Raw genomic sequence first — 16,359 nt, forward strand, 5'->3', positions numbered from 1 at the left:
GGGGTGTCCTGAGGGAATCGTCCGGCCGAACATAGGGCGCTTTGGCGAGGCGATCATCCTTCTCTATGGAGAGAGGGAGCCAAGCCCGGAGCAGACAGGTTGCCCTTCGTCGTCGACGATCTCACCAAGGCGAGCCAGCGCCGCGCCGCCGATCCCCTGGCCTCGGCCTGGGTCTCGGCCAATGCGGGGGCGGGAAAGACGAAGGTTCTCACCGACCGGGTGGTGCGCTTGCTGCTGAACGGGGCGCCGCCCGCCCGCATCCTCTGCCTCACCTTCACCAAGGCGGCCGCCGCCAACATGTCGATCCGGGTGTTCCGGACGCTCGGCCGCTGGGTCACCCTGGACGATGCCGCGCTCACGGCCGAACTCACCGAACTCACCGGCGAGGCTCCGGCGCGCCGGACCCTGAAGGCGGCACGGCGCCTGTTCGCCCGTGCCGTGGAGACGCCGGGCGGACTCAAGATCGAGACCCTGCACGCCCTCTGCGAGCGGCTCCTGCACATGTTCCCGTTCGAGGCCAACGTGCCCGCCCGCTTCCAGGTGCTCGACGAGAATCAGGCCGCCGACCTGTTCGCGGCAGAGACCGACCGAGTCCTCGCCCTGGCGATGACCGGCCGGAATCCCGATCTGCGCTCCGCCTGGGACCGGGTCGGCCCGGAGGCCACGGGCGATACGCTCCGTGCGATCCTGCGCGCGGCCATGCGGGCGCAGTCGACCTTCGACGGGACGGACGGTCTCTCCGAACCCCTCGCCGCCCTGTCGCGCTCCCTCGGCCTCTCGGCCGGCGAGACGGCCGATACGGTCCTCGACCGTATCCTCACCGGGGGGCTCGACGATTGGAGCGGCCTCGCCGAGCGCCTTCGCACGGGGAAATCCACCGATGAGGGGCTCGCCGACAGGTTGGTCGCGGCGGAGGCGACCCGTGAGGCCTCGGCCCGCCTCGACCTCTACCGGTCGGTGTTCTTCACCGAGAAGGGCACCCCGAAGGCGGACAGGAGTCTCGGCACAAAAGACGTCCCGGCGGAGGTGAAGGAGGCGCTCCTCGCCGAACGCGACCGGCTCGATCCCCTGTTCGACACCTTGCGGGCGGCCAAGGCCCTGGAGCGGACGCAGGCCCTGTTCGTCCTCGTCGCCGAGATCCACCGGCGGGTCGAGCGTCAGAAGGCGCGCCTCGGTGCCCTCGATTTCGACGACCTGATCCATAAGGCCCTCGATCTGCTCTCGCGGGTGGACGCCGCCTGGGTCCTGTACAAGCTCGACCGCGGCATCGATCACGTCCTCGTGGACGAGGCGCAGGACACCAACCCGCGCCAATGGGACATCCTGCGCCGCATCACGGCCGATTTCGCCAGCGGCGAGGGCGCTCGCGAGGGGCTGCGCACGCGCTTCGCCGTGGGTGACCCGAAGCAGTCGATCTACAGTTTCCAGGGGGCCGAGCCGCGTGAATTCGCGACCGTGCATCGCGAATGGCGCGCGGCCTCCGAGCAGGCCGGTCTGCCCTTCGAAGACGTGACCCTGAACGTGTCGTTCCGCTCGACGAAGGGCATCCTGCGCGCGGTGGACGCCACCTTCGCCGTCCCCGAGCATTACCAGGGCCTGTCCTTCGACGACGCGGCCGTGGGCACGACGCACGAGACGGCCCGTCGGGACGCGCCGGGCGTGGTCGAGATCTGGCCCATCGAGGTTCCGGCACAGGAGGAGGAGCCCGACGCCTGGGCGGCCCCGGTGGACGCACCGGAGGCCAACGCGCCCCCCATCGTCACGGCGCGGCGCGTGGCGCGGGCGGTGAAGGCCTGGACCACCACCGGCGACGAAGGCGGGCGCGTGTGGCGTCCCGGCGACGTGCTCATCCTGGTGCGCAAGCGCTCCGCCGCGTTCGAGGAGGTGATCCGCGCCCTGAAGGTCTGCGGTGTCCCCGTGGCGGGTCAGGACCGCCTGGACATCACTGCCCATATCGCGGTGAACGACCTCGTCTCCATCGGCCGTGCCGGCCTGCTGCCCGCCGACGATCTCACCCTGGCCGGCGCCCTGAAGACGCCCCTCGTCGGGCTCGACGACGACGACCTCGTCCGCATCGCCGCCCGGCGCGACGAGAGCGAGACCCTGGAGGATTCCCTCGCCCGCCATGCGGCGGCGGGCGACCCGGCCGCGATTCGCGGGCATGAGGCCCTCACGCTGTGGTCGGAACTGGCGGCCCGGCATGGGCCTTTCGGGTTCTATGCGAGCCTGCTCGGGCCGTATGAGGGGCGGATGCGGCTGGTCTCCCGCCTCGGCGGCGAGGCGGGAGACGCCATCGACGTATTCCTCATGAAGGCCGCCGAGGCCGAGCAGGCCTCCGAGGCTCCTTCGCTGGACGGCTTCCTCACCCGCTACGACATCGCTCCGGGACGGGGCGCCAACGGCCTCACCGTCAAGCGCGATCTCGAATCCGGCCGCGACGAGGTCCGGGTGATGACGATTCATGGGGCCAAGGGGCTGGAAGCCCCCGTCGTCGTCATGATCGACGGCTGCGAACCCCTCGGGCGCAACGATCCGCATCTGCTCGCCATGCCGGGGGGGCGTGACGGGGCGATGCCGCCGGTCTGGGCCGGGTCGAAGTCCCAGGATACGCAGGCCGTCGCCGCCGCCCGCGAGGCGCATCAGGCCCGCGCCCGCGAGGAGCACAACCGTCTCCTCTATGTGGCGCTCACCCGCGCAGCAGACCGCCTCACCGTCGCGCCGTATCGCGGTCACGAGGAGCAGGGCGAGACCGCCTGGTGCGAGATGGTCCGGAAGGGGCTGGAACAGGCGTTCGGGCCGGGCGAATCCCTCGAGGCCGCCTACGGTCCCGTGCTGCTATGGCGGGACGGACCTGTACGACCCGCTGTGGCCGCTTCCTCGCCCCCTGCGGAAGCAGCATCGTCGATCCCCGGATGGTTGAGGAAATCGGCGGGGTCGGAGGTCGAGGCGGCGCCGCCGGTCAGCCCCTCCGGAGCCCTTGGCGCTGCGGATGGTCAGCGCACTGTGCCGAGGCGGCAGGCCAATCCGCAGGCCCGCCGCCGCGGCATCCTGATCCACTCGCTGATCGAACATCTTCCGCGCCTCGATCCCCATCAGCAAGCGAGCGCGGCCTCCGCCTTCGTCAAGGCGCGGGCGCCGTCGCTTCCGGCGGCGGAACAAGACCGGCTGGTTTCGGATGTTCTGAACCTCGTGAACGATCCCGCCCTCGCCGTGCTCTTCGACGGGGATGCGAGGGCCGAGGTCACGATATCGGGGCATGTCAGCGTGGGCGGGACGTCGCGACCGGTCTTCGGACGGGTCGATCGCCTGAGTATCCGTCCCGAAGGGATTGTCGTGGCGGATTTCAAGACGAGCCGGCCGCCACCCGACCGTGCTCCCATTCCCGAAGAGGAGGCGGCGCAGGTCGCCCTCTACGTGGCGCTACTGCGGGACATCTATCCGGGGCGTCCCGTCGACGCGATGCTGGTCTGGACGTCCGGTCCGGTCATCCGCCATCTCGGCGAGGCCGACATCGCGTCGGCGCTCGCCTCACTCTCCGCCCGCCCGTCTCACACCGCGATTACGGCGTGAGCTTGAGGATCTGTCCGTCCGGACCGTCCGTCACCGCATAGACCGCCCCATCGGTGCCGACCCTTACGTCGCGGATCCGGTGGTCGAGGGGAATGCGTTCCTCCGTGACCACTTTGTCGCCGTCGAGCTTCAGCGCGACGATGCCGCCGCTCATGAGGCCGCCGACGAGGAAAGCGTCCTTCCAGGCGGGGAACAGGGTGCCGCTGTAGAGCGCCATGCCGGACGGCGCGATGACCGGATCCCAGTAATAGACCGGCTGGACCGTGCCGCCCGCCTGGGTCTTTCCCTCGCCGATCTTCTCGCCGCTGTATTCGATGCCGTAGGTCACTTCCGGCCAGCCGTAGTTCAATCCGGGCCGGGGGCGATTGAGTTCGTCGCCGCCGCGCGGGCCGTGCTCGACGGTCCAGAGGCGCCCCTGGCCATCGAGGGCCGCGGACTGGATGTTGCGGTGCCCGTAGGACCAGATTTCGGGCTTGGCCTTCTCGCCGCCCGTGAACGGGTTGTCCTTCGGCGCATTCCCGTCGGTGTCGATGCGGAAGACCTTGCCGAGGCCGCTGGTGAGGTCCTGGGCCTGGACGCGCGGTCCCTTGTCCGAGCGCTCGCCCACGGTGACGAACAGCTTGCCGTCCGGGGCGAAGACGAGGCGGGAGCCGAAATGCTTGTCGCCCTCGTAGGACGGCGTCTGGCGGAAGATGACCTTCACCTCGTCGAGACGGCCGCCATCCTTCTCCTCGATGAGCTTGGCGCGGGCGACCGTCGTGCCGTTCCCCTTGTCGCGCGGCTCGGAGTAGCTGACATAAATCAGACGGTCGGAGACGAAGCTCGGGCTCAGGGCCACGTCGAGCAGACCGCCCTGGCCTCGCGCATCCACCTTCGGCACGCCGGCGATAGGCTGGCCGAGCGTGCCGTCCTTGGCGACGATGCGCAGCTTTCCGCCCTTCTCCGTGACCAGCATGCGACCGTCCGGCAGGAACTCCATGGCCCAGGCGCTGTCGAGGCCCTTGGCGACGACGGTACTCTGCACCTTCGTGGCCTCGAGGGGCTTCGGCGCGCGGGTCTGGTTGGGAAGCAGGGGTTTGTAGGTCGTGTTGGCGGGTTCCGTTTCGGCGGGCTCTCCCCCCGTGGCCTCGTTCTGGGGCGCCGCGAAGGACTCGCCCCCGATCCGCGGTTGAGGCGTTCCGGATTTGCCATCCTGGGCGAACACACCGGTGCTGAGACTCAGGGCGGTGAGGGAGGCAAGCAAGGTCGGAGAGATGCGCGTCACGTGGTGATGTCCTCCATGGCCGGCGTTGAGGGCACCGGCTCTCGGCCTGTTTCGGGGCTGATCGCCGGATGGCGGCCGAGCCCGTATGGCACCGGCTCATCATGGGCATGCGCTCTGGGACGCTCGCCACGCGGACTGCCGGTCACGCTGGGAGATGGGGCGACGCGACGGCTTTGGCGAGGGGCAAGGGGAATCATGCGGGTGACAGGCGGCCGGGGCGGTCTCGCGCAAGCGCGGCGGAGGAAGAGCGGTGGATGATGCATGCGAGAATCGAACGGCTGTCCCGCCCTTGGCATCTTACGCCTTGACCGTCCCGGTTCACGTCGCCAACTCTCGCTCTCAAGCCGGCGCAGGCCTCGTCTCGCCGACCGTGCAATGGGAAAGGGATCGCAATGGCGACGGTAAAAGTGACCGACGCGAGCTTCGAGCAGGACGTTCTCCAGTCCGCCGAGCCCGTGGTCGTGGATTTCTGGGCGGAATGGTGTGGCCCCTGCCGTCAGATTGGACCGGCCCTCGAAGAGATCTCGGCCGACATGCAGGGTCGCGTGAAGATCGCCAAGGTCAACGTGGACGAGAATCCCGGTATCGCCGCCAAATACGGCATCCGCTCGATCCCCACCCTCCTGATCTTCAAGGGCGGTGAACTCGCCAGCCAGAAGGTCGGCGCGGCACCGAAGGGCGATCTCTCCCGCTGGATCCAGGCCAGCGCCTGAACGCTCGCGATCGACCATCGTGAAAAAGCCCGGCCTCGGAAGGCCGGGCTTTTTTTATGTCCGGTGGTGAGCACCTGCCTGTGCGGACCATGGTTTGGAAACGAAAAAACCCGGCCATGAGGCCGGGCTTCTCCGTTTCGAGACCTGTGTCGACGTTGCGACGTATCGGCTTAGTACGAGCCGAACTTGTAGTTCAGACCAGCGCGGACGACGGCGAACTCGCTCTCACGAGCGGTGACCGAGCGGCTGAGGACGAGCGAACCGTTCGGGTTCAGCACCGAGCGCTCCGAGGGGTTACCCTTGTTCTCGAGGTTCACGTACAGACCTTCGACCTTCAGCGTCACGGCCGACGAGCGGAAGAAGTTCAGGAACGAGTCGACGGGCATGGCGTACTCGATACCACCACCAGCGGTGTAGCCGGTGCGGAAATCGTCGCGGCCGGTGCCGCCGTCGCCGTAGGCGAAGCCGCCGGTGCCGTAGAACAGGACGCGGTCGAAGGCGTAACCGACGCGGCCGCGAACCGTGCCGAAGAAGTTCATCTCATTGCCCGGGATGCGGACAGAGGTGGGGCTGGTGAAAGCGCCGGCGGCGGGGCTGATGGTGCCCGTCACGGAGCGGCTCTTGTTGCCGAAGTCGGTGTACTGGGCGTCAGCTTCGAGACCGACGACGAGGCCCGAACCCGGGGTGAACTGGTAGTTGTAGCCGACCTGGCCACCGCCGACGAAGCCTTCGAGCTCGTTACCGCCGGTGGTCGAGACGACCACGGGGGTGCGGGTGAAGGAGTTCAGCACCGAACCACCCGGCAGGGCGTAACGGTTGCTGTCGCTGCCGGCGTCGAAGCCGTAACCGGCGTTGATACCGAAGTAAGCGCCCGTCCAGGTGAACACCGGCACCGGCACGAAGACCGGCGGCGCAGCGCGACGCGGAAGGTCGGCGGCGGTGGCCGCTGCCGTGAGGGCCGTGAAGGCCGCGAAAGAGGTGAGAAGCTTTTTCATCGTTGATCCCCAGCGAGTTGCCCGATCCACAATCAAACTAGTCGATTTCGGGCAGCCGAGATGTAGCGCAGGAGCCACACCCGATATCCGATGCCACAAGTATGGCCGGTTCGGTGAAAAGCGGGGATTGTCGCGATGTGTCGTCCGCTGATCCTAAGCAAGGACGCTGTGTTCGTCACGTCGGGCCGATGCCCGAGACCCTCGTCCGGCATGGTTGTCCAAGACAAACGATGCGGTAACCCTGTTCGACGAGGGCAAGGACTCGTCCGGCAGAATCACTTGCCTTCCGCCAGGAGACCGCCTCCCACCCGACGCAATCAGGTCGGAGGCGTACCGTTCGCGGTGAGGACGTTGCCCGCGAGATAGAGCGAGCCACAGATCAGGATACGCGGCGGCCGCTCGAAGGCGACGTCGGAGAGGCTCTCCAGGGCGGCTTCGACGCTGGAGGCCACATAGGCGGTGAGCCCCACATCGGCGGCGATCTGGGCGACCTCCTCGGCCGGCCGCGCAGCCATCTGGCCTCCGATCGGGACCGCGATCAGGTGGCGCGCCAGCCCCACGAAGTTGCGCAGGAAGCCTTCCGCGTCCTTCGTGCCGAGAAGGCCCACCACCAAGATCAGCGGCACGTCACTGCGCTCGCCGAGATCCGCCATCGCGGTCGCCAGAATGCGACCGCCATCGATGTTGTGGCCGCCATCGAGCCAGAGCTCCGCATCGTTCGGTGCCATGTCGGAAAGGCGGCCGCGGGTGAGCCGCTGCAGGCGGCCCGGCCATTCGACCTTGTTGAGGCCGGTCTCGATGGCCTCCACTCCGATATCGCCGAAACCGGCCGCGCGCAGGGCCGCGATGGCGGTGGCGGCGTTGGTGAATTGATGCCGTCCGTTGAGGCGGGGCTGGGGCAGGTCGAACAGGTCGAGTTCGTCCTGGTAGACGATCCGGCCGCGCTCGGCATGGACCGAGAAATCCTGGTTCCCGACCCGGATCGGCGTGGCTCCGATCTGCTCGGCGATGCGGCAGAGCACCGAATCCGCCTCCTTGTAATCCTGGGCGGCGATGATCGCCGGGCAACCGCACTTGAAGATGCCCGCCTTCTCGGTCGCCACCGCTTCGACGGTGTCGCCGAGATACTCCGCATGGTCGCGCCCGATCGGTGTGACGACGGCGGCCGCGGGATTGTCGATCACGTTCGTGGCGTCGACCCGCCCACCGAGCCCCACTTCGAGCAGGAGCACGTCGGCCGGGGTCTCCGAGAACAGAAGGAAGGCGGCGGCGGTGGTGATCTCGAACACCGTGATCGGCTCGCCCGCATTGGATGCCTCGCAGCGGGCGAGGGCGTCGGCGAGCTGGTCCTCGGGCACATAGCTGCCGCCCCCCACCGCACCGATGCGGATGCGCTCGTGGAAACGCACGAGATGGGGCGAGGTGTAGACATGCGCGGCGAGGCCGCCGGCTTCGAGAATCGCCCGCATGAAGGCGATGGTCGAGCCCTTGCCGTTGGTGCCGGCCACATGAATGACCGGAGGCAGCTTGCGTTCCGGGTGCCCGAGCCGTTCGAGCAAGCGCTGGATCCGGCCCAGCGACAGGTCGATCGTGCGAGGATGAAGGGCCAGGAAGCGGGCCATCAGCGCGTCGGAGGAATCCATGGATCGGCTCGCCGTATAGCGTGTGGGCTCAGGCCGGCTCGGCAACGGCGCCCGCGCCGGCCGGTGCCGCCGCGGGCTGGTTCATCAGCAGGCCGCAGAGTCGTGAGATCGTGTCCTTCAGGGCGTGCCGGTGCACGACCTGATCGACCATTCCGTGTTCCTGCAGATACTCGGCGCGCTGGAACCCGTCGGGCAGTTTCTCGCGGATCGTCTGTTCGATGACGCGCGGCCCGGCAAAGCAGATCAGGGCACCGGGCTCGGCGAGATGGACATCCCCCAGCATGGCGTAGGAGGCGGTGACGCCGCCCGTGGTCGGGTTGGTGAGCACTACGATGTAGGGGAGCTTCGCCGCTTTCAGCCGGCGCACGGCCACCGTCGTGCGCGGCATCTGCATGAGCGACAGGATACCTTCCTGCATGCGCGCGCCGCCGGAGGCCGAGAACAAAATGTAGGGCGTGCGCTTGTCCAGCGCCGTCTCGGCGCCGCGCACGAAGGCCTCGCCCGCCGCCATGCCGAGCGAGCCGGCCATGAAGGCGAAATCCTGCACCGCCAGCGTCATCGGCAGGCCCGAGACCCGGCCGAAGCCGATCTTGAAGGCGTCGGGCATCCCGGTCTTGGCACGGGCGTCCTTCAGGCGGTCGGCATAGCGCTTCTCGTCGCGGAACTTGAGCGGGTCGGCGGCCACCTCCGGCAGGGGCACGTCGATCCAGGTGCCCTCGTCGAACATCATCTTCAGGCGCGCCTGCGCGCTCATCTTCAGATGGTGCTCGGACCCCGGAATGACCCAGTGGTTCCCCTCCACCTCCTTGTGGAACACCATCTGCCCGCTATCCGGGCATTTGACCCACAGGTTTTCGGGCGTCTCGCGCTTGAACAGGGTCTTGATCCTGGGGCGCACGACCTCCGAGATCCAGTTCATGGGTTCAACCATCGTCGACTGACCGTTCTTGAGGGAAGGGGTCTCGGATGAGCCGGGGATCGGCTCTCGGATGGATCGTTCCGGCGTGGCTTTCTCAGGCGGTCCGGCCGCGCACGCCCTCGGCCAGTTCGCGCACCAGTTCGCTCACCGTCTCGGCGGCGTCCCGGCCGTCCACCACCGCCCGGTGGATCACGTCCACGAGCGCGGAGCCGACGACCACGCCGTCCGCACCCTTGGCGATCGCGGCGGCCTGGGCGCCCGTCCGGACGCCGAAGCCGACCACCACGGGCAGATCCGTATGGCTGCGGATACGGCCCACCGCCTCGGCCACCCGACCGAAATCGGGTGTCGCCGTTCCGGTGATGCCGTTGATCGACACATAATAGACGAAGCCGGCCGTGTTCGCGAGCACGGCGGGAAGGCGGCGCTCGTCGGTGGTGGGCGTCGCCAGCCGGATGAAGGCCAAGCCCTTGGCCAGGGCCGGCAGGCAGAGTTCGTCGTCTTCTTCCGGCGGCAGGTCGACGACGATGAGCCCGTCGATCCCCGCGGCGACGGCGTCGTCGAGGAACCGGTCGACGCCGTAGGCATGGATCGGGTTGTAATATCCCATCAGGATGACCGGGGTTCCGGAATTGTCCTCCCGGAAACGGCGGACGAGGTCGAGGGTCTTGACCAGATCCTGCCCGCCCGCGAGGGCGCGCAACGCCGCCGCCTGGATCGCCGGCCCGTCCGCCATCGGGTCGGTGAAGGGAAGGCCGAACTCGACGATGTCGGCGCCGGCCTGCGGCAGCGCCCGGAGCACCTTCAGGGAGGTCTCGGCATCGGGGTCGCCGGCCATGACGTAGGTCACGAGGGCGGCGCGCTTCTCCGCGCGGCAGCGGGCGAAGGTGGCCTCGATGCGTGTCTTCGTGGAACCGGCAATGTCCGGCTGCGAAGAGGTCTCTGACGAAGAAAAGGTCATGGTGCCTGCGTCTCGCGGCCTGGCCTCGGGGGAGGGACGGCCCAGGTACAAGCCGTCGCGCCTACACCATCGCGGCCTGCCCGTGAAGCGCGACGCGCCAAGCTGTCCGGCATCGGCTATGAGCGTGACGTGTCCATGCGGGGCGAGGGATGTCGTCCGTCGCGGCAAGGAAGCCTTAAGCTCCTTTCGAAAGCCGGCCTTCAATCTCACATGCGAGTGACAGGAATGGAGTGGGAGGGGGAACCTCGACGATATCGTCGCACTGCGCTGCGGTTCGCCCAGTGGCGATCCGCTCGGGTCGCCCCACGGAGAGGTCGATGATCACCCTTGAGGTCGCTCTCGCCATCACCCTGTTCGCGGTCCTGGCCACGGCGAGCCTGGTCGCCCGAGGCCTGCGACGGCCGGCAGGCGACGCGTCCGAGGTCGAACGTCTTCAGGACAGTATCTGGCGGATGTCCGAGAGCGAGGAGCGCTACCGCGCGCTCGTGGAGGCGACGACCGACGTCATCGTCCAGCGGGACACGCAAGGGCGCATCACATTCGCCAACGACGGATTCGGGCGTCTCTTCGGGGTCGAGCCGTTGACGCTGCTCGGCTCGACGGTGGACCTCGAAATCCTCGACCAGGGGCTTCGGCAGCAACAATCCGACGGCGTCAGCCGTGTCGAGATGCAGGTGCGCCCCGTCGATGGCATTCCCCGCTGGTTCTCCTTCATCGAGACGCGCGTCACCGGTCCCGGAGGACGCACGCAATGGCTGCGGGCGGGTTCGGACATCACCGAACGGATCGAATCCGCCCGCTCCCTCGATGAGGCGCTCCACCGCGCCGAAGCCGCCAACGTCGCCAAGTCGCGCTTTCTCGCCACCGTCAGCCACGAGTTCCGCACGCCGTTGAACGGCATTCTCGGCATGGCCGACCTCGTTCTCGAGACCGGCCTCGATGCCGAGCAGCGGACCTACGTGGAGGCGGTGCACACGTCGGGCCGGGCCTTGCTGACCCTCATCGACGGCATCCTCGATTTCTCGCGGATCGAGGCGGGACGCCTCGACCTGTCGGCCGAACCCTTCGATCTCCGAGCGGTGGTGGAAGGCGTGGTCGAACTCCTGGCGCCCCGCGCCCAGGACAAGGGCATCGAGATCGCCATCGACGTCGCCGACGACGTGCCGTCCGCATTCATCGGCGATGCGGACCGTGTCCGGCAGATCGTGGTCAATCTCGCGGGGAACGCCATCAAGTTCACCAATCAGGGCGGGGTCGGCGTCACGGTGACATGGGTCGCGCAGGAGATCGTCCTGGCGGTCTCGGATACGGGGGCGGGTATCCCCGCGGCGCGCATCCCCATCCTGTTCGAGGAATTCGAGCAGGGCGACAACAGCGCCAGCACACGCCACGAGGGAACCGGGCTCGGCCTCGCCATCAGCCGGCGCCTCGCCTCGCGGATGGGGGGGCACATCGACGCGCGCTCGGTCGTCGGCCAGGGCAGCACCTTCACGGTCCACTTGCCCCTGCCGGTCGGCGCTGCGTCGGAGGATGCGCTGCCGCCCGTCTCGCTGCAGGGGCGGAAGATCCTGATCGTCGCCGATTCTCCCTATCAGGCGCCGTTCCTCGCCCGGCGCCTGTCCCGGTCCGGCGCGTCGGCGGTGGTGGTGGCGACCGTCGAGGCCGGGCTCGATACGCTGTCGGGCGTGCCCTTCGATGCGGTGATCGCCGATCGCGCCCTCGGCGACGCGAGCGTGCGCAGCCTCGCGGCGGAAGCCAGGCGGCGCGGCGTGCGCTGCAGCCTCATTCTGCTGTCCCCCTTCGATCGGCGGGAATTCGGTGCGCCGGGGGCGGCGGGCTTCGACAGCTACCTGATCAAGCCGGTCCGGGCGCGCTCACTGTTCGACAGGCTGCTGGCGCCGAGCTCCTCGGTGGAAGCGACCGGCCCCGCGCCGAAACCGGTGCCCGACGACGGCGCGATCTCGGCGGACAAGGACGGCGCGCGCGCGGGGGCGGGCGTCCACGTGCTTCTCGCCGAGGACAACCCGATCAACGCCCTGCTAGCCACCAGGGCTCTGGAGCGTCTCGGTGCGACGGTGGTTCTGGCGCGGGACGGGTCCGAGGCGCTGGCTCGGCTCGACCATCCCGCATCCCGGTTCGACCTCGCCCTCATCGACATCCGCATGCCGGGAATCGATGGGCTGGAAACGGCGCGGCGGCTGCGTGCCAGCGAGGCCGAGCACCATCGCGCGCCGCTCCGGCTGGTGGCGCTCACCGCCAATACCGGTCGCGAGGACGAATTGGCCGCGCGGGAGGCCGGGTTCGACGAATTCCTGGCAAAACCCCTCGACCTCAAGGCCTTGCCTGCCCTCCTCGAACGCCGTGCCGTCACCGCGGCCTGAGAGGCAATTCGCGTTGACAGGGCGCGGCGAGCGAGCGAACACGGGCCATGCGCGCACCAACCTCGCCACCATCGGATGCCGCGGCACCCGTGCCGACATCGCAGAGCAGGGATGGTCTCGTGGCCTTGGCCGTGGCGGCCGTCGTGGTGGTCACCGTCCTGATCGGCACGTTCGCGCCCTCTTCGCACGGGCGTTCAGGACCAGTTTCTCCGGCAGCCGATGCGTCCTGCGCCGAGTGGAGCGACGGCTGCACGGTCTGTCGGCGCTACGGGGAGGGGATAGCCTGCTCCATGCCGGGTATCGCCTGCGTTCCCAAAGCAGAGCTGTGCCGGCGCCATTCCGGGGGATGACCGGGTCGTCCGTTCCGATCCGCCTTCGCTTCGCGCCGAGCCCCAACGGGCGCCTCCATCTCGGGCACGCCTATTCCGCCCTGGTGAACGAGCTGTTCGCCGCACGGCTCGGCGGCGACCTCATCCTGCGGATCGAGGATATCGATCCGGTGCGCTCGCGCCCGGACCTGATCGCCGCCATCGCGGACGATCTCGCCTGGCTCGGGATCGGGTTCGGCGGTTCCGTCCGGCGCCAATCCGAGCATTTTCCGGCCTATCGCCGTGCCGTCGACGCACTCCGCTCGCGCGGCCTCGTCTATCCCTGCTTCTGTAGCCGCGCCGCCGTGATCGCGGCCGCCGGGCCGGAGCCGCCCCGCGATCCGGACGGTGCGCCTCTCTATCCCGGCACGTGCCGCGTCCTTTCCCAGGATGAGCGGGCGTCACATATCGCGGCCGGTCTGCCGCATAGCTGGCGGCTCGACATGAACCGCGCCCTCGCGCAGGCTCCGGGGCCGCACCGCTTTTCCTGCCTCGACGCCGATTGCCTGGAGACGAGCCACGTCGCCGATCCCGCCCGCTGGGGCGATGCGCCGATCGCGCGGCGCGACGTGCCGACGAGCTACCACCTGTCCGTGGTGGTCGACGATGCCGCCCAGGACATCAGCCACGTGGTTCGCGGAGCGGACCTCGCGGCCTCGACCGACCTGCATGTCCTGCTTCAGGCCCTGCTCGGTCTTGAGTGCCCGGCCTATCACCACCACGCCCTGATCCTCGGCCCCGACGGGACGAAGCTCGCCAAATCGCGCGGCTCGGAATCCCTCGGCGATCTGAGGGCTCGGGGCGTCACCCCGGCGGAGATCCGCCGCCGGCTCGGATTCGGGTGAGGGGAGGGGGCTCAGCGCGGGGCGTCGCGCTGGGCCATGGCGACGCCGGCTCGGGATTTCTGCAGCGTGGTCTCGATCTGCTCGCGCTGGCGCGTGAACTCGGTGAGCATCCGCCCGTCGAGTTCGCGTCCGCGCGGCACGCGGATCTTCATCGGGTCGACGAAATGGCCGTTGATGATGACCTCGTAATGCAGGTGCGCGCCGGTGGAGAGGCCGGTGGAACCGACATAGCCGATCACCTGGCCTTGGCGCACCTTGGCCCCCGCCGTCACCCCCCGGGCGAAGCGCGACATGTGGTTGTAGGTGGTGACGTAGCCGTTGATGTGCTGGAGCTCGACCCGGCGGCCATAGCCCGAATCCCATTCCGCCTTGATGACGCTGCCGTTGCCGGCGGCGACGATGGGCGTACCGATCGGGTTGGCCCAATCCACGCCGGTATGGAGCTTGGCATAGCCGAGGATCGGATGGCGCCGGTAACCGAAGCCCGAGCGCATGATGCCGTCGGCGATGGGCTTGCGGATCAGGAATTTCTTCAGTGAGCGACCCTGCTCGTCGAGATAATCGATAGAGCCGTCGTCCGGCGACTGGAAACGGTAGACCTTTCGCACCTCGCCGCCGAGGTTGAGCGACGCGTACAACAGTTCCGGCCGGTCGAGCGCGGCCTGACCGCCTTCCTCGTCGTACGTATAGAAGACATCGAGACTGTCGCCGCTCGCGATGCGGCGCTGGAAGTCGATGTCGTAGCTGAAGATCCGCACGATATCTTCCACGGTCGCGCGCGGCAGATCGTGCCGTGCCGCCGTCTCATAGAGGCTCTGATAGAGGCGGGGGCCCGAACCGCCATCCTCGTCCTCGTCGTCGTCTCCGGATTCCGACGCGGCGGGCGCCTTGCGCGCCGCCTTGTCCTCCACCGCCTGCGCCACCGAGACGAAAGCGCCGCGATCGTTGATGGCCGCGATCCCCTCGACGCCGTTTTCGCCATACAGGACGACCCGTGTCACCTGGCGGGGATCGCCGGGCTTCGGGCCCGGCGCGATCTGGACGCGGAACTGCTGGCCCTCGGCGAGGTCGCCCACGCGGGCCCGCCCGCCGAGCGCCGCGACGATCCCCTTGATCTGCTCGTCGCTGGCCTGGCCCGTGGCCTTCAGCAGCGCTTCGAGGGTCTCACCGCGCTTGATCGCCAGGTCGCGGTCTTCCACCAGCGGCGTCTCGCCCTGCCGGAGGCTCGTCTTCGCGAGATTGGTGACGTTCTCCGGCACCACGAGGACGTCGATGGACTTGAAGGGGCTCGCATCACCGGACGGGGGGGCGATCCCGCCGAAATCCGGAGCCGCGATGCCCTGCTGGAGTGCGCGCGACAGCATCATCTGCGGCGCGATGGGAAGCGCCGTGCGTCGTCCGGCCTCCGCGGCCAGCCGCTTTTCCTCTTCGACCTGGGCGGTCACGGCGTCATCGCCGAGGGCGGGCGTGTTCGCCTCGATCGGCATCGTGGTGAGATCACGCTTGATGACGGTCACCTCCGCGCCGGGAGCATCGGCAGCGCTTGCTTCCGTCGCCCGTTCGAGCGGTTCGCTGGACACGAATTTCATCGGGTCGAAGCGCGGCACCTCGGCGGAGAAGACGCCCGTCGACATGGAAAGCGCCGTCGAGATCCGTACGAAAGGCCGGACCTTGATGATCTCGCGGTCCCCAAGGCGCACAGTCACCGGCGAGCGGAACGTCTGCTTGGCGGACGCGATCATCAGGTTGCGGACGAGGCGGTCGCCCTTGCGCGCGATGTTCGCCACGTCGTCGCTGGGCGCGGAGCGCACCATGATCTCCGCATGTTCCGGAACCGCCGCGAAGGAAACGTCGCCTTGCAACGAGACGTAGATCGCGGCCCCGATGAGTCCGGCCCCGGTCAGCCCGGTCAGCGCACTGGCACAGAGCCAGCGCAGGTTGACCTCGCGTCGATCGATCTGGGCGGAATCGGTGAGGAACAGATCGAGAGGCGCGTCGGCGGCTCGGCCTGAATGGGAGTCGGTGCTGTTCGTCGGAGCTCCGATCCTGAGCCGGCCGCGTGCCACGGTATTCCCTCGCAAGCGTATCTCTTCTTATCAGAGGGCCGGATCTCGTTTCGCGAGGGACGGCGCACCATGAGCGACGACCGATGGTATCGGTCGGTGGTCGACATGTCGAAGTCGAGCATGTCGACATTGAGGCGCTTCGGGAGAGCGTACGCGACGCACGCGAGAACGGGCGGGCGAAATGGGAGATCAATGGGCGAAGTCCGGCGCGCCGCTCTCCGTCAGCGAGTCTTCTGACGGCGGTCCATTTCGAAGCCGTGCGCGGTGGCGTGCCTTGGGACGCGGGAATTCTTGTTTGCCGGCAATGGGTTATATGTGTGTCGTCATGTGTTTGTCGCGAAAATCGCTCAGTTTTGCGATTTTAGCATTGACGGTTTGATGAAGGGCCTCTAGAAGCCTGTTCATCGGCGGCGGCCAGCGGGAACTTCGGTTCGGCGGGCGGCTGTTGTGTCTTCTGGATGATGATCGGATGGATGATCCGGCTGGTTAGCTGGGTGATCGTCTGTTTTTGTTGTCTGGTGTTGGTTTTGTGTGATCTGGTTTTGCTGGATTGCCGGGGTTGACAGGGTGATTTGGGTGGCTTAGACGGCCCCCACCGCTGAGGCGCTCCACCGGATGGTGGTGTCGGTATCAC

At 68.1% G+C, this 16,359-nt stretch carries 10 protein-coding genes; 4 read left to right on the plus strand and 6 right to left on the minus strand.

Annotated elements, in window-relative coordinates; genetic code table 11:
* The first annotated feature begins 99 nt into the window (after nt 1-99).
* Nucleotides 100-3,570 carry a double-strand break repair helicase AddA gene (gene addA / locus ASF26_RS08335; protein WP_056252106.1) on the plus strand — a complete coding sequence of 1,157 codons (3,471 nt, stop codon included), beginning with the start codon at nt 100-102 and terminating at the stop codon, nt 3,568-3,570.
* Here addA and ASF26_RS08340 read toward each other — a convergent pair.
* Complete coding sequence (locus ASF26_RS08340) at nt 3,560-4,834, minus strand: PQQ-dependent sugar dehydrogenase (protein ID WP_056252109.1); 1,275 nt, start codon at nt 4,832-4,834, stop codon at nt 3,560-3,562. The genes addA and ASF26_RS08340 overlap by 11 nt on opposite strands.
* Nucleotides 4,835-5,226: 392 nt before the next feature.
* Between ASF26_RS08340 and trxA the strand changes: the two genes are divergently transcribed.
* A complete protein-coding gene (gene trxA, locus ASF26_RS08345; RefSeq protein WP_027170765.1) occupies nt 5,227-5,547 on the plus strand; it encodes a thioredoxin in 321 nt (106 codons plus the stop codon).
* A gap of 170 nt (nt 5,548-5,717) precedes the next feature.
* Here the strand turns inward: trxA and ASF26_RS08350 are convergent, their stop codons facing one another.
* From ASF26_RS08350 to trpA, 4 genes are all read right to left on the minus strand, one after another.
* Nucleotides 5,718-6,542 (minus strand): hypothetical protein, encoded by an 825-nt coding sequence (locus ASF26_RS08350; protein WP_018042111.1) that lies wholly within the window; start codon nt 6,540-6,542, stop codon nt 5,718-5,720.
* Nucleotides 6,543-6,859: 317 nt separating this feature from the next.
* Complete coding sequence (locus tag ASF26_RS08355; RefSeq protein WP_056252112.1) at nt 6,860-8,185, minus strand: folylpolyglutamate synthase/dihydrofolate synthase family protein; 1,326 nt, start codon at nt 8,183-8,185, stop codon at nt 6,860-6,862.
* A 28-nt stretch (nt 8,186-8,213) separates the two neighbouring features.
* A complete protein-coding gene (accD, locus tag ASF26_RS08360) occupies nt 8,214-9,116 on the minus strand; it encodes an acetyl-CoA carboxylase, carboxyltransferase subunit beta (protein ID WP_026175637.1) in 903 nt (300 codons plus the stop codon).
* An 82-nt stretch (nt 9,117-9,198) separates the two neighbouring features.
* Nucleotides 9,199-10,065, minus strand: coding sequence for a tryptophan synthase subunit alpha (gene trpA, locus ASF26_RS08365; RefSeq protein WP_056252114.1), 867 nt, complete (start codon nt 10,063-10,065; stop codon nt 9,199-9,201).
* Between the two features lie 317 nt (nt 10,066-10,382).
* On the opposite strand from trpA, the gene ASF26_RS08370 reads away from it, so the two are divergent.
* Both ASF26_RS08370 and gluQRS read left to right on the plus strand, forming a co-directional pair.
* Nucleotides 10,383-12,446, plus strand: a complete 2,064-nt coding sequence (locus ASF26_RS08370; RefSeq protein ID WP_056252118.1) for an ATP-binding protein — start codon at nt 10,383-10,385, stop codon at nt 12,444-12,446.
* 346 nt (nt 12,447-12,792) lie between these two features.
* On the plus strand, nt 12,793-13,659 hold the full coding sequence (gene gluQRS, locus ASF26_RS08375) for a tRNA glutamyl-Q(34) synthetase GluQRS (protein WP_056252121.1): 867 nt from the start codon (nt 12,793-12,795) through the stop codon (nt 13,657-13,659).
* A gap of 11 nt (nt 13,660-13,670) precedes the next feature.
* Here gluQRS and ASF26_RS08380 read toward each other — a convergent pair whose 3' ends face one another.
* Nucleotides 13,671-15,704: a M23 family metallopeptidase gene (locus ASF26_RS08380; RefSeq protein WP_056252134.1), complete on the minus strand. Its 2,034-nt coding sequence runs from the start codon at nt 15,702-15,704 to the stop codon at nt 13,671-13,673.
* Nucleotides 15,705-16,359: the final 655 nt, after the last annotated feature.

The organism is Methylobacterium sp. Leaf93 (genome assembly GCF_001422345.1).
Lineage (GTDB): Bacteria > Pseudomonadota > Alphaproteobacteria > Rhizobiales > Beijerinckiaceae > Methylobacterium > Methylobacterium bullatum.